The sequence below is a fragment of the Bifidobacterium sp. ESL0704 genome (assembly GCF_029392075.1).
GTDB lineage: Bacteria > Actinomycetota > Actinomycetes > Actinomycetales > Bifidobacteriaceae > Bifidobacterium.
Map to the genome: position 1 here is coordinate 2,273,188 of NZ_CP113929.1, position 15,582 is coordinate 2,288,769.

The window sequence follows — 15,582 nt, forward strand, 5'->3', positions numbered from 1 at the left end:
GTCACATTATCGTACAAACAGAGCAAAACGAAGAGTCGTACGGCTTGTTGTAAAATTGAATTCGTTAAGATGAGGACGTGAGGCTAATGGACAGCATAGGCGCTTTGCATTTAACCATATTGGTACTGCTCCTGCTCCTTGCATATTTTATGGCTCTCGCCGCACACAATAAACATTCGAACACATTTTTAAACGACACCCCGAAAACTGACTTCAAACTTCAAAGCATGGCTCCACATTATGATTCCAATAAGCCCCTGCAGAAGATATACGTAGATTATCTCGACGACGCATTAAGTAATACCAGAAATCACAACATTGCCCTTTCCGGCCCCTACGGATCAGGCAAAAGCAGTATTCTTGACGGTTTAAAGCAGCAGCCCAAATATGAAGGGCATATACTTACCGTCTCATTGCTTACCTTTGTTCCGCCGAAAGACAGCAATGCTAATTCTTCAGATTTTGTTGGAGCACACGCGCTGATTACCACGCCCGCCAATGATTCAACAAAAGAACCCGAGACAACGACTCATCGTTTGCAAAGAGCCATTGTCGAACAGCTTCTCTTTACCAGCACACCTGACAAATTAAGAAAATCAAAATTCAAGTTAGCTCATAAAACAAGTCTCAAAACCGCTGTCTTTCAAGGGCTTTGCGCTGAAATCGTCATTGCGTTTATTTTGGCTTTTTTGGTTGCTACCGACGATAAAAAGGGTGATATTTTTAGCAAGATACCAACCCTTATACAGCACCATCTTGTATTCGTTTCTATATGCCTGGCCCTGTCACTTGCACTACTATCACTTTTCTTTTACTACATATTCCCGCGTTTGCGCTTTTCAATGATCAACACAGGTAGCGCATCATTCCAATTCAGCGATATTAAAACCACCTATTTCGACGATTACCTTGACGAAATCGTGTACTTTTTCGAAGCCAACTATCAATACAATATCGTTGTTTTCGAAGACTTGGACCGTTTTGACGATATGGGAATATTCCTGGATCTCAGAGAGCTCAATACAATCATCAACAAAAGGCGACATGGCAGTGTCCGATTTATCTACGCCGTAAGAGACAGTCTTTTTGGCGATTCCAATACGAGCAAAAGCGCAACATATGACACCACAAACGCAGATGCCAGCAACAGCACATCACCATGGGACTCACGAGCCAAGTTCTTCGATAGCATCATCTCCGTCATCCCATTCAACTCATCGATTGCCGCAGCGGATCTTCTGATGCAGACCTTCCAAGACGAATTTACCGACGCAAACGAAGAAGGCGCCCAATGACAGACAACCAAAGAAGTTCCCTATCTCAGCATGCGGAGTTCAACCGATTGTTCGCTATTGTCAGCCCGTACATTACAGACAAACGTTTAATGATTACGATCAGAAACGACTATGTCATCTATCACGAGGCTCTTAAAAATACTTTTTCAGATCCCAGCAATATTGAACGAATGACAAGCAGGCGCTACTCATGGGAAACCAGACTACTTGCCATGACCATATACCGCAATATCTACATTGGTGACGCCGAAAAAATTCCGAGTGGCGATAGCCTGTTAAATGACATCTACGATATCTATGTGGCAATTCTGAACAGGATTTCCGCCCATACGACGATGCAGGATCTACTTGCCGATACACAAGAATACGGCAACAACGTTGACCGCAAATTCGTAGGTTTCCCAAACGACAACATCATCCACAAAACGTTGCGTTGCGGATTGTCAACTGACCTCATAGCAAACAAAGAATTCCCGGCTATTATCGATTACTTATGCGAGCATGTGTTTCAAGATCCGGTTCGCCAAAATCTCATCAGGATTTTATTGTCACAAGGTTACATAGACGAAGATTTTATGCTTTTTACTATATCTTTGCCTGAGAACGCCACTATTAATCAAGTTCTTTTTGAAATGCACTGCATTAAAGGGCGAAATCCTAATTATAACTATCCACTGTCCGATGAGGATATTCGCACGCTCATTGAAAGACATCCCCTCGAAATTACGCAACCCTATAGTTTCAATATCTATATTCTTATATTTCTTTTAAATCACAGCGATGAATATCTCTAAAGATGGAGGATACCTTTACATTGCAAAAAGAACGCTACGTAGATTACGCCAGAGCAATTTTCCGGGAAATGAATAAATCTGCTGTAAACAACAATGATGGCTATCAGTTTCTTAGCTCTTTTCTTACCAGTGAGCAAACCAAAAACGAAATTAATCCAGGGATAAGATATAAGGCCATTGACCTTTTCACCAAGGAATCGTCTACAGCTTTCGATGTCATTCTTAATGATTTGACAATCAGCGATGATGATAGACTCCGTTTTTTGGAACGCGCAATCCAAAAAAGCGAAACAAGCCATAGAGCATACCCATATGGAATTCCCCAATTATTGATGTTCATCATCGACAAATCGAGCGAAAACAACCCCGGCAGACCGTTCATGCCCAAAGCTGACAAGCAAACCCTCGATGAACGGGTCGGGCAGATCGCCAATCTTTGCGTAGATTATGTGAGCTTGAGAAATATGGATCCCAACGGTAATGGGCTTGCCGTTTACGACACTGTACCCAATCTTCAAGCAGTTCCTGCCCGTCTACGCCATGCTTTTGGAGAACACGGCATATTCAAACTCAATCGGGACAACCTGATCGAAGCTATTCGACAAATACGCAATAGCAATTCATCAGATACCAAACTAACGCCAGGCAATCCCGAACTTACCTTGGATTATTTACGTCAGCTTTCGAATATCCCCGGATACGAGGGAAATGTGTCTGATGTGGATAAAACCCTGTATGGGTCGATTCTCGTTCGGTTAGATGAGTACCTCGACATCTTGAATGCCGATGAAGTGGCGATTACCGACACAGCAGACGAAGATACTATAGCGAAAATCTTCAGAGACATCGCCATTTTTGACCCTGAAACAGAGCTGGCAGAAGATGACGTAAACGATTTTGAGCGTCATATCAACGATATCTTCAAAAAAATGAAGAAGCATACCTATGTTCTTTCTTCATTCATACCCCAATTTACTAAGGGCTTCCAGATTTATCAGCATTCAATAAATCTGAAGGCGCCCGAATCGACGTACACTTATGTTTTAATGTCATCGCTGGCAGAACAATCTTTGTTCTCGCTCAACCTTGCCAATATCAGTTTTTATCTTGATCACACCAAAATCGACTTCATTCCGGAAACTACCGCACCACCATCTGCTCATAAAGAGCGCTACATTGTAGATTCAAGTCTAGCAACGATGCTTCAGAAAGCCTGCCCTCGCCCTTTTATTGGCTTTCCTAGCTACTCCAGCGCGGATTCGCTCCAAAAGCAGCAGCTGCGAAATATACGGGACGCAATCGTGAGCGGAACCATTGCCGGATGCTTTACCTCTTTGAAGGATTCAGATTCCGTATCTAGCACTAAGCAAGCCGTCGAGCAATCGCTCGACATACCGGTTGCTCTTATCAAACAGTTGGGAACGCCGCCCGTCACCAATGTCACTCCTCTCATCCCATCCTTCGAAACTCAGCCAGATTACGATGAGTCCGATTCTTACCACTGGCCGGATCCAGATCCTATCTCTGGTTATACCGGAATGATCCTGCAACGTTTTAAGAAAGAAGGCATCATTCTCGCCATTCCTGAAAATTACCAGGAATCAGATGAATAGTTCAGACATGAACTCACTGCAAATCTTTAAATCGCACGAACCCATCAACGTCCAATTGTGATTCAAGCGACAGTAACGTCCACCGAATTCGTTTTACGCCGGGCGATATAGGAGTTGGCACTACACTGGAAAATATGAGTGAACAACAAACTTGGGTGAACCCTCTGCGTGACCCGCGAGACCTGCGGCTGCCACGCATTGCCGGACCCTGTAGCCTAGTGATTTTCGGCGTCACCGGTGATTTGTCGAAGAAAAAACTGCTGCCGGCCATCTACGATCTGGCCAACCGCGGACTGCTGCCGCCGAGCTTCGGGCTGATCGGATTCGGCCGCCGCGAATGGAGCAACGAGGAGTTCGCCAATTTCGTGGAAGGCTGTGTCAAAGAGCGTTGCCGCACACCGTTCCGCGAATCGACCTGGGCCAACCTCGCCAAAGGCATGCGCTTCGTCACCGGCACCTTCGACGACAAAGCCGCTTTCGAACGCCTGAGCCAGACGGTCAAGGAGCTCGACCGCGACCGCGGCACCCGCGGCAACCACGCCTTCTACATGTCCGTGCCGCCGAGCGCTTTCCCCATCGTCTCCCAGCAACTGGCCGATTCCGGGCTCGCGCGCTCCAACGACGACGCATGGCGCAGGGTCATCATCGAGAAGCCGTTCGGCCACGACCTTGAAAGCGCGAAGGAGCTCGACCGCGTGGTCTCCGAGGTCTTCGACCCGAGCTCGGTCTTCCGTATCGACCACTACCTCGGTAAGGAAACCGTGCAGAACATGCTGGCGCTGCGCTTCGCCAACTCCATGTTCGAGCCGATCTGGAACTCCAATTACGTCGACCACGTGCAGATCACGATGGCCGAGGATATCGGCATCGGCGGCCGCGCCGGATACTACGACGGCATCGGCGCCGCGCGTGACGTCATCCAGAACCACCTGCTGCAGCTGATGGCTTTGACCGCGATGGAGGAACCGGTGAGCTTCGCCGCCAGCGACCTCACCGCCGAAAAGACGAAGGTACTTTCCGCCGTTCGCCTGCCAAAAGATCTCGGCGCGTACACCGCCCGTGGCCAGTATTCCGCCGGATGGCAGGGTTCGCAGGAGGTCTGCGGCTACCTCGACGAAAAGGGCATCGACAAGTCCAGCACCACCGAGACCTACGCCGCCATCACCCTCGACGTCGACACACGCCGCTGGGCCGGGGTGCCGTTCTACCTGCGAACCGGCAAGCGCCTGGGCAAGCGCGTCACCGAAATCGCCGTGGTCTTCAAGCGCGCCCCGCACCTGCCCTTCGAGCAGACCGCCGTGCGCGAGCTTGGCAACAACGCCATCGTCATCCGCGTACAGCCCAACGAAGGCGTCACCATGCGTTTCGGCGCGAAGGTGCCGGGAGCCACCGCCATGGAGGTGCGCGACGTATCGATGGACTTCAGCTACGGGCGTTCGTTCACCGAGAATTCGCCGGAAGCTTACGAGCGCTTGATTTTGGACGTGCTGCTCGGAGACCCGCCGCTCTTCCCGACCACCGCCGAGGTCGACCTGAGTTGGAAGATCCTCGATCCGATCGAAGAATATTGGTCCACGCTCGGCCAGCCGCAGCCTTATCGCGCTGGCACTTGGGGCCCACAAGAAGCTGACGAAATGCTCGCACGCGATGGACGCCATTGGAGGATGCCATGATCATCAAAATGCCGAATACCCAGACCAACGCCGTTGCGCGCAAAATCGAGGAGCTTCATCAAGAGCGCGGCGAGGCCGGCAACGACCGTGTGCTGACGCTGATCATTTCAACCGATGAGGGCGAGCTTGAGAACGCGCTGAAAATCGCCAATTCCGCGGGGCGTGAGCACCCCTGCCGCGTCATCGCCATCGTGCCGAACAGCAAGGAGCTGCCGTTCTGCGACGTCGACAAGGAGCCGGACTGCTATGTCACCGATTCCGGCGACGTCGAGACCGACCTTGATGCGCAGGTTCGCTTCGGCGCGGACGCCGGTGCAGGCGAAGTCATTATCCTACGTCCGCGCGGCGGGCTGTGCCAGCATACCGATACGTTGGTCATGCCGCTGCTGGTGCCCGATACACCGGTCGTCACCTGGTGGCCAACCAATCCGCCGGCGAACCCTTCTAAGGACCCGCTCGGCGCGATGGCCGGAAGCCGCATCACCGACGCCTTGCGTTCGGACGATCCCGACAAGACCTTTGACACGCTCCGCGCCAACTGGGAGCCCAAGGACGTCGACTTCTCCTGGACGCGCCTGACCGTCTGGCGCGCGATGCTGGCCACCACCATCGACCAGCCGCCGCATCTGCCGATCGAGTCCGTCAAGGTCACCGGCCAGCCTGACTACCTGCCGTTGAAACTGCTCGCCGCGTGGCTTGCGCTGAAGCTCAACGTGCCGGTCGAGCTCGGTTACGTCACTGGTACCGAAGCCATTACCGGCGTCTATCTGAACCGTTCCGACGGGACGATTGCGTTGGAACGCCCAGATTCGCGCGAGGCCGTCATCAGCCAGCCGGGGCAGACGCCGCAACGTGTCGCCATGCCGCTGCGTTCGCTCGAGGACTGCTTGAGTGAGGAACTGCGCCGCATCGACCCAGACGAGGTCTACGCCGACGTCATCACCAAGGGCTGGAGCAAGGTCAAAGGCTGAGCCCAAGCATTGCTGATGCCTCGCCCAAGGCGTTGCTGTGTGAAAGGTGCATTTTGGCGCTGCTAAGTTGCACCTTTCCCACAGCACCGTCAGAAACATACACGTCCGGGTCGCCAAAGCGGACCTCCCGCACACCAGCGTCAAAAAGATGCACGTTCCAGTTACTAAGGTGCATCTTCCACACGCCAGCGTCAAAAAAGTGCATCTTAACGGTGCCAAAACGCACATTCCAAACAGCACCGTCAGAAAAATGCACATCCGGGTCACTAGGCACCCTTCACACAGTGGTGTCAGAAACATGCACATTCGGGTCGCCAAAGCGCAACTCTCGCACACCAGCGTCAAAAAAGTACACCTTAGCGGTGTCAAAGCGCACATTCCACACGGTACCGTCAGAAAAGTGCATATCCGGGTTACTAGCGTGCACATTCCGAACAGCAGCATCAGAAAAATGCACCCTAGCCAATGCCAAGCACCTTCCATACAACAGCGTCAAAAAGATGCACATCCGGGCTACTAAGGTGCATCTTTTACACAGCAACGTCAAAAAAGTGCATCTTAACGGTGCCAAAGTGCACATTCCGAACAGTACTGTCAGAAACATGCATGCTGGCGTTGCCAAAGCGCACCTTTTACACAGCAGCGTCAGAAACGTGCATGTAGCATGCTGCAAATAGCACTTTCCCGTGCCTATACCCGATCCTCACCGCAAGCCATTCATTGATGCATGGCGAATGATGATCCCCTGATATCGCCGTCATTCCAACGTTTCTCATTATCCAATTACGATATTCTCGCTATCGGCATTGCCTAATTATTTACTACGAACAAGCAACGGAAGGCTCATTCCAAACGCATGGCCTATACCAAAAACTAGACGATTGCAACGGTTTTGCATTCCTGATAACAACAATATACACTGAACAACGTTACGGGATATGTAATAGAGAAGAGTAATTATGCGAGAAATCATTCGCCCCACTCGAAACATCTCAAAACGACTGCTGGCTGCCATCGCCACCTTGAGTATGCTGGCATTGCCGGCAGCAGCCAATGGTGCCGAGCCCCGGCAAGGATGCGACTTGGGCCGGAGCACCATCGCCCAGTGCTTCCCAGATCACGACATCGCGCAAAACGTCGTGGAACATATGTCGACCACTTTTCACGCCACGACCAACAGCGTTCTCACCCAGCAAATGGCCGATTCTGTAGATAAAATCGACCTTCAAAACTCAACGGGGAACATGAAAAACCTTGAGGGTCTACAGTATCTCCGCAACCTTGACGGCGTAACGGTCATCAACAATGGGGTTCAATCTCTCGAGCCGCTCAGAAACCTCAACAATCTGACGTCGGTCTCCATTGAAGATTTGGATAATGGCGACATCACACCCATCACCAGCGCCAACCACATCGACAAGATGTTTGACATCGACATCGAAAACAGCCCGAGCTTGCACGACATCTCGTCAATGGCAAACTACAAGACCTCCACAGCCCTGCGCTACGTCGATCTCAACTCAAATAGCATCAGCGACATCACGGCTTTCAAGGGGTTCACCCACCTCTCGAGCCTTCGACTCGAAGATCAGCACATCATCGAACCCGACGCAACATCCTGGCCGGTGAGCGTCCAAGCACCAAAAGATGAGGACGGACATTACCTTTCTTCTACGCAAACCTCTCCGGCCGCAGGATCGTATAACGCCACGACAGGCAAGCACACATGGAGCAAAACGGACGGCGGCACCTCGAAAACCATGGAATACACTTTCGACATCTCACTGCTCTCCTCTGCCATGCCCGTCTGCGGTAGCAGTCCAGGATCCGATATGTGTTCCTACAGCGGCTCAGTACGCAGAGACGTCAAGCACAAAGTCACCTTTGCCACCGGTGAAGGCGCCAGCACCGTAAACCCGCAAACCATTTACAACGGCGAAACCGTCTCAATCCCCTACCGAGATCCTTCGCGCCCGCACTACGATTTCGTGGAATGGCAATATAAACCGGACGGCACCACCCTCACCACATATCCTGAAGATACGCAAGTCACCGATGACATGACTTTGTATGCAAAGTGGGCGCAAATCACCCATCAGGTCACGTTCGACACCGGAGACGACGGCAGCGCGATCAGCGACCAAACAGTCAACGACGGCGACCCCATCCGCGTACCGCAAGCGCCCACACGCCCCGGCTATACCTTCGTCAAATGGCAGTACAGCCCGAACCATGACGGCAACCTCGTCGACTACAACAGCGCCGCCCCCGTCACCGACAACCTTTATCTCGTTGCCGAATGGAAGATCTACACGCATAAGGTCACCTTCGTCACCGGCGAAGACGCCAGCACCATCGATCCGATCGACGTGCAAGACGGGCAGTCCATCTCCATCGCCCACCATCCCTCCCGCCGCGGTTATACTTTCGACGGCTGGAAATACCAGCCAGACGGCACCACCTGGACAGACTATGACGACGAAGCGCCTGTCACCACCGACCTCACGCTTACTGCCAAGTGGAAACGCAACATCCACCACGTCAGCTTCGACACGGGCGGAGAGGGCAGCAGCATTCCCGATAAAAACGTCACCGATGGCGACACCCTTGGCGAGGTGGAAACCCCGACGCGTACCGGCTATACCTTCGACGGCTGGCAATACTACGATTCAGCCACCGATGGCCTAGTCGACTTTGACGTCAACACGCCTATCGACTATCGCTTCGACGAATATATGACGCTCTTCGCGAAGTGGAAGCCCGTCACGCCGACGCCGGGCACACCGACGCCTACTCCAGGCACGCCGACACCGACACCGACGCCGACACCGACGCCGACACCAACACCCACACCCACACCCACACCAACACCCACACCCACACCCACACCCACACCGAAGCCGAAGCCGGTTCCTACGCCTACGCCCAGCGCGCCCACGCCCAATGCCGACAAACACAATGCCAAGCAGCCAACTCCCGCACAGCCGACACTCAGCGCCACCGGCTCCTCCGTTAGCGGCATTGCGCTTATCGCAACGTTATGTGCCGTATTCGCAGGGATCCTGACACTGGCGATCGGCTCTCACAAACATCGCGCGTAGGCATCACCCCGTCAGCGATTCCGCTTGACAAGTCATCCATCTCGATTCCGCTTGATAGGTTTATCCGCCTCATCAAGCGGAATTGTTATCAGTCGTTGCCGCCATGCGAACAGCATCCCTTGCATATACCTAAGCTGGCATGTGTAAAAAGTGCGTTGAAGAGGTACTCATTCGCACTTTTTGTGCACCCGACCAACTGGCATGTGCGAAAGGTGCCATTTATAGTTGTGAGTTAGCACTTTTACACAGGCACTTGAGGAAGGCTCGCATATGGTACAGCGAAAACTGGAAGTATATAAGGACCCGGAAACCGTGGCTTTAGCCGCGGCGCAACGCACGTTGCTCGCCATTCTGGACGCGCTGAACGAATGTGACGAATCCGGCAAACCGCTTCGCAGCCGCTACGATGTGGCGCTGACCGGCGGATCCGACATCCTGCGGGCGCTGAGCTATATGGCTTCAAATCCGCTGGCCGAAGCCATCGATTGGACACGCGTGCACTTCTGGTGGGGCGATGACCGCTTCGTGGCGGCGACCGACGAGGACCGCAGCTCCTGGCAGGCACGGCAACGCTTCCTCGGCAAACTGGTCGCCGACGGTCTGCTCCCCGAATCCAACATCCACGAGATGGCCACGGACACCCGTACGCCCGATGCAATCGCGGCCGCCAGCGACGAGGAAAACAAAGCTCTGGTCGACAAAGCCGCAGCGGATTACGAAGCCGAACTCTTCGAAGAATTGGGCGGACAACCCCAACATTCAGCAAATGAAACCGTCAAAGATTTTTGCAATATAAATGGTGATGGCGAGAATGCTGTAGACAACAGTAGCAACCAGGCAACCGCGCTACCGGCAATGGACCTGCTGATTCTCGGCATGGGCCCCGACGGGCACTTTGCCTCGCTCTTCCCCGGCCACAACGAGATCAAGATCGGCACCTCCGACGCTCAAGCGGCCAAAGCTTGCTATACAGGCAACGTCAACGATCCCGCTGCTACCGATACCGGAGCCACCGCTTCCGCCGAAACCCCAGCCACCGCTTCCGCCGAAACCCCGGCCGACACTTCCGCCGAAACCCCAGCCGACACTTCCGCCGAAACCCCAGCCGACACTTCCGCCGAAACCCCAGCCGACACTTCCGATAATGGTAACGTTAATTCTTCCATAGAAGCCGGCAACCCGTCTCTCGTCGATGCCAATGTCAGAAACGGCGTTCCCACGAAAACCGCCGTAGCTGATTCGCCCGCATACCCGCTGGCCGTAGGCGTGACCCACTCTCCCAAGATGCCACCGCTGCGCGTCTCGATGACCGCACCGATGCTCGCCCGCAGCCGCCGCACCTGGATGCTCACATGCGGGGCCGGCAAGGCCGATGCCACCGCCGCCGTCTTCGCGCAGCCCAACAACCCCGACTACCCGGCCAGCTTCGCCACCGGCACCGAGGAATTCGTCTGGTTCACCACCCCCGACGCAATCGCAAAACTATAGCATTCGTCAACGTGGTCGGTTTCAAAAAATATCTCTGGACCCGACCACGCCATCGTTGTTGGCGAACGATATTTATTTCAACGATTTCAAGATTTCGTCAGTTTTATCAAGGTCCTCACGATTTCAGTGCTGGCAAACCGCACATAACCAACCGCCAAAGTCCGCTTACCAGCACAACCAAGGTCCTCACGATTTCAGTGCTGGCAAACTGCACATAAGCACTCACCAAAGTCCGTTCACCAGCACAACCAAGACCCCCCACCGTTCCCAATGCTGGCAAACCGCACGTCACAAACCGCCAAAGTCCGTTCACCAGCACAACCAAGACCCCCACCGCTCCCAATGCCGGCAAACCGCACATAACCAACCACCAAAGTCCGCTTACCAGCACTAACCGCTATATTTGCGCCATTGCGCCCGTAAACGAAGCAAACATACCCTTCAAATACAGAACCGTCCTCCGCCAGATACCGAAACTATCAGCATCCGACAGAGGACGGAATAATTCAGATTCTCGCAGCTGACCACATACTCATTCAGCCACGAAAATCAGACGATCAAACGTCGACAGCCAACCAATCAGTCGCTCATCTTTTCTTCCGGGCGACCAGGCTCGGCCCACAAGGTGTGGAAGACGCCGGGCTCATCGACGCGGCCGTAGGTGTGCGCGCCGAAGAGATCACGCTGGGCCTGGATGATGGTGGCGGGCAGACGCTTGGAGCGCAGGCCGTCATAGTAGGAAAGCGAGGTCGAGAAGACCGGTGCGGGGATGCCGCAGCTCGCGGCCTTGCCGACGACGCGACGCCAGGAAGCCTGTGCCTTCTCGATGGCGTTCTTGAAGTACGGGGCGAAGAGCAGCGAGACATTGGCCTCGCCGGACTCGAACGCGTCGGAAACGACGTTGAGGAACTGGGCACGAATGATGCAGCCGCCGCGCCAGATGCGAGCAACCGCGGCCAGATCGATCTTCCAGTCGTACTGCTTGGCTCCGTCGCTGATCTCCTGGAAGCCCTGGGCGTAGGAGACGATCTTGGAAGCGTAGAGCGCCTGACGGATGTCTTCAATGAAGGCCTTGCGCTCGTCGTCGTTTGCGAACGTAATCTTGCCGTCAGGGCCGGTCAGGTTCTGCTTGGCGGCGCCTTCACGCAGTTCGGTCTGGTCGGAAAGGCCACGGGCGAACACGCCTTCCGCAATCGCGGTGACCGGGGTGCCGATCTCGAGGGCGGTCTGGACCGTCCAAGTGCCGGTGCCCTTCATGCCGGCCTGGTCGACGATGATGTCAACCAGCGGCTTGCCGGTCTTCTTGTCCTTCTCGTGCAGCAGGTCGGCGGTAATCTCGATGAGGTAGGAATTGAGCTCGGTCTTGTCCCAAGACTCGAACACGTCGCCGATCTCGTCGGGAGTCATGCCCATGCCGCGACGCATCAGGTCGTAGCTTTCGGCGATGAGCTGCATGTCGGCGTACTCGATGCCATTGTGCACCATCTTGACGAAGTGGCCGGCGCCGTTCTCGCCGATGTGGGTGACGCAGGGCTCGCCTTCCGCCTTGGCCGCGATGGACTTGAGGATCGGGCCGAGGGTCTTCCAGGATTCATCAGTGCCGCCGGGCATCATGGACGGGCCGTTCAGCGCGCCTTCCTCGCCACCGGAAACGCCGCAGCCGACGAAGTGCAGACCGCGGGCGCGGATTTCCTTCTCACGGCGGATGGTGTCTTTGAAGTAGGCGTTGCCGCCGTCGACGATGATGTCGCCCGGATCCATGGCATCGGCGAGCGCCTCGATCATCGCGTCGGTCGGCGCGCCGGCCTTGACCAGGATGATGGCCGTACGCGGCTTGGTCAGGGAGGCCACGAACTCGTCAATGGTCTTAGCGGGAACGAACTTGCCTTCGTCGCCATGATCCTTCATAAGCTTTTCGGTACGCTCATAATGGCGGTTGTAAAGCGCCACGGTGTTGCCATGATGCGCGAGATTCCTTGCGAGGTTCGAACCCATTGCCGCCAGACCGACGACTCCGATATTTGCTACAGCTTCCGTCATTGTTAGCCTTTCAACTTGACTTTTCTTCAGCGGCGTGACGGCCGAAACCGTTCTGTCGGCTTGCCATATCATCCGCCCAAGCTTTAATGTTTCCGGACTTTACCAGGCCCGAAACATACTCCCTTAGTCTATCTCCATCCAAGCCTATATGCATTCCCGGAAAGTGGAATATGCCACATTACAATATGTCACCGGCAGCAAATCCTGGCAACACACCGCAATCAGGCTTACCCAGCTTCCAGCGTCGCAAAGCCGCCACCACTCGGCGCGTCGCAAAAGCGCCACTACAAGGACCTACCAGAGGATTTGCGACGCTTATCAGCCACTTAACGTCACAAAAGCGCCGGCAGAAATAGCTAACGGAGGAATCACGACGCAAAACAACCAGATTGCGTCGCAAAAGCGCCAACACAAGGACCTACCGGAGGATTCGCGACGCCCAGCAGCCACTTTAGCGTCGCAAAAGCGCCACAAGAGGCACCAACCGGAAAAACACGACACTAGACAATCCTCAAGCGTCACAAAAACGCCAACACAGACGCCTACCGGAGGATTCGTGACGCAAAACAACCAGATTGCGTCACAAAAACGCCAACACAGACGCCTACCGGAGGAAACACGACGCCTACCGACCAACTAGCGTCACAAATCCGCCACCACAAGGACCTACCGGTGGATTCGCGACGCTCAACAGCCACTTAACGTCACAAAAGCGCCGGCAGAAATAGCTAACGGAGGATTTGCGACGCTCAACAGCCAATTAGCGTCGTAAATCCTCCGCTTACAGCACTGAGAAGGCCGCCGTCGGCATGCCGACGGAATCCGCCTATTCCACGAACAACGCGCGCAAGCCGGTCACTTCGTCCGCGCTCATGCCGTTTTGCAGGCAATATTGCTCCACGTCTCCGTATTCGCTCTTGATGCCGGCGAGCACGCCACGCATCAGCTCCGGCGGCGAGGCGAGCATCGCGGTCTGAGCAGCCGTGATCTGGCCGACGCCCTTTTCATCGCTGGTCAGGCCGCTCAGCACGGCTTTCTTGAATGCGTCGCCGAGATTCGCTCCGGACTGGGCATAGCAGGAAACCACCATGTCGTCGCTCACGCCGAGCAAGCTCATCAGGATGCCCGCGGTGATGCCGGTGCGGTCCTTGCCAGCGGTGCAATGGATGAGCATCGGATGACCGTCATCCTTCAGTAGCTTGCGCAGGATAAGCACAATCTGCTCGGCCGAGCCGAAGACGATATCGTGGTACATCTCGGCCATATCGATGCCTTTGGCCATGTTCTTCATGCCGCCGTTCTCGGTCATGGTGGTCTTCAGCAGCGGGACGCGGTCAACGTGGATGTCATCGGGAAGCGTATACGGCCATTGCTCAATTTCAAGCGGATCGCGCAAATCCACCACTTCCTTGACATTCAGCCGGTGCAAATCAGCGATACCGTGCTCACCCAAAAAATTGAGGCCAGCGGTCCGGAAGAACAGCCCGCCGCGCAACTTGTGCCCGTCCGCCGTCGGGTAGCCGCCGATGCCACGAGAGTTCGGAACGCCATCGATCTCGACGCCGGCTCCGTCGCCGACAGGCCGGTAGCCGAGATAGGCTGTGCCCTCTGCAACTCCGTCGGAAACCACGCCCGTAATATCGCCGGCATCATCCGCTTTCAGATTCGTCATAACACTCCTGCTTTCGTGGGCCCGGGCCCAATCAATCTGTCAATCTGTCATTAATACAATGAAACAAGTTTATCGACAAACCTCAGCGTTACCTGAATGTTGTCATAATATGAAGCAAGGGCGGCGCAATTCGCAATGCACAATACGACATCGCTGTTCGCACCAGTCATGTCGCTTCGTGTCGTCACTACATTATTCTTTTCTGAGCTCACGCACATTCCAACCGCATCCCTGCCATATCCCGCCGCATCCCGCCATATCCTGCCATATCCCGCCATATCCCTGCCATATCCCGCCGCATCCCGCCATATCCTGCCATATCCTGCCATATCCTGCCATATCCCGCCATATCCCTGCCATATCCCGCTGCATCCCTGCTGCATCCCTGCTGCATCCCGCCATATCCCGCCATATCCAGCCATGTCCAGCCATGTCCAGCCACGTCCAGCCACGTCCAGCCACGTCCAGCCACGTCCAGCCACGTCCAGCCGCATCCCGCCGCATCCCATCCGCATCCCATCCACGTCCAGCCACGTCCAGCCGCATCCAGCCGCATCCAGCCGCATCCAGCCGCACCCAGCCGCATCCAGCCGCATCCAGCCGCATCCAGCCGCATCCAGCCGCATCCAGCCGCACCCAGCCGCATCCAGCCGCATCCAGCCGCATCCAGCCGCACCCAGCCGCACCCCTACCGCATCTCCGCCGCATCTCCGCCGCATCCAGCGACATCCCGGCCAACCGCCAACCGCCAACCGCAGACAGCCAACCGCAGACAACCAACAACCAACCGCCAACCGCCAACAACCGAGACGTCAGAAACCCGGCCACCAGAAACCCCGGCCACCGGAAACCTGGACCTACGAAGAAAGCGGCGTATCAGGAAAACGTAAGCAACGTAGCGAAAACAATGGGAATTACCTATCGAAAACACACAA

The 15,582-nt window shown here is 54.7% G+C and carries 9 protein-coding genes and 2 pseudogenes; 8 read left to right on the forward strand and 3 right to left on the reverse strand.

Annotated features, from left to right (window positions below; translation table 11 throughout):
- The first annotated feature begins 86 nt into the window (after positions 1 to 86).
- The 8 genes and pseudogenes from OZX64_RS08415 to OZX64_RS08450 all read left to right on the forward strand — a co-directional run.
- On the forward strand, positions 87 to 1,295 hold the full coding sequence (locus OZX64_RS08415) for a hypothetical protein (RefSeq protein WP_277172683.1): 1,209 nt from the start codon (positions 87 to 89) through the stop codon (positions 1,293 to 1,295).
- Entirely contained in the window at positions 1,292 to 2,089 is a 798-nt protein-coding gene (locus OZX64_RS08420; RefSeq protein WP_277172685.1) for a hypothetical protein, read from the forward strand. Before OZX64_RS08415 ends, OZX64_RS08420 begins: the two co-directional genes overlap by 4 nt.
- A 2-nt stretch (positions 2,090 to 2,091) precedes the next feature.
- Positions 2,092 to 3,702 carry a hypothetical protein gene (locus tag OZX64_RS08425; RefSeq protein WP_277172688.1) on the forward strand — a complete coding sequence of 537 codons (1,611 nt, stop codon included), beginning with the start codon at positions 2,092 to 2,094 and terminating at the stop codon, positions 3,700 to 3,702.
- A gap of 134 nt (positions 3,703 to 3,836) precedes the next feature.
- Positions 3,837 to 5,375, forward strand: a complete 1,539-nt coding sequence (gene zwf / locus OZX64_RS08430) for a glucose-6-phosphate dehydrogenase (protein ID WP_277172690.1) — start codon at positions 3,837 to 3,839, stop codon at positions 5,373 to 5,375.
- Positions 5,372 to 6,346 carry a glucose-6-phosphate dehydrogenase assembly protein OpcA gene (locus OZX64_RS08435; protein ID WP_277172693.1) on the forward strand — a complete coding sequence of 325 codons (975 nt, stop codon included), beginning with the start codon at positions 5,372 to 5,374 and terminating at the stop codon, positions 6,344 to 6,346. The genes zwf and OZX64_RS08435 overlap by 4 nt, the downstream gene beginning before the upstream one ends.
- 959 nt (positions 6,347 to 7,305) lie before the next feature.
- Positions 7,306 to 9,447 (forward strand): InlB B-repeat-containing protein, encoded by a 2,142-nt coding sequence (locus OZX64_RS08440; RefSeq protein ID WP_277172696.1) that lies wholly within the window; start codon positions 7,306 to 7,308, stop codon positions 9,445 to 9,447.
- A gap of 270 nt (positions 9,448 to 9,717) precedes the next feature.
- Positions 9,718 to 10,374 (forward strand): annotated as a pseudogene (locus OZX64_RS08445) (6-phosphogluconolactonase); the annotation flags it as partial.
- A gap of 327 nt (positions 10,375 to 10,701) precedes the next feature.
- A pseudogene (locus OZX64_RS08450) lies at positions 10,702 to 10,935 on the forward strand (6-phosphogluconolactonase); the annotation flags it as partial.
- Between the two features lie 579 nt (positions 10,936 to 11,514).
- Here the strand turns inward: OZX64_RS08450 and gndA are convergent.
- The 3 genes from gndA to OZX64_RS08465 form a co-directional block, all read right to left on the reverse strand.
- Positions 11,515 to 12,975 carry an NADP-dependent phosphogluconate dehydrogenase gene (gndA, locus tag OZX64_RS08455; protein WP_277156476.1) on the reverse strand — a complete coding sequence of 487 codons (1,461 nt, stop codon included), beginning with the start codon at positions 12,973 to 12,975 and terminating at the stop codon, positions 11,515 to 11,517.
- Between the two features lie 826 nt (positions 12,976 to 13,801).
- Positions 13,802 to 14,647 (reverse strand): tyrosine-protein phosphatase, encoded by an 846-nt coding sequence (locus OZX64_RS08460; protein WP_277172699.1) that lies wholly within the window; start codon positions 14,645 to 14,647, stop codon positions 13,802 to 13,804.
- A 208-nt stretch (positions 14,648 to 14,855) separates the two neighbouring features.
- The gene (locus tag OZX64_RS08465) at positions 14,856 to 15,323 is read right to left on the reverse strand and encodes a hypothetical protein (protein ID WP_277172702.1); all 468 of its coding nucleotides are present in this window, start codon (positions 15,321 to 15,323) and stop codon (positions 14,856 to 14,858) included.
- Between the last annotated feature and the right edge of the window lie 259 nt (positions 15,324 to 15,582).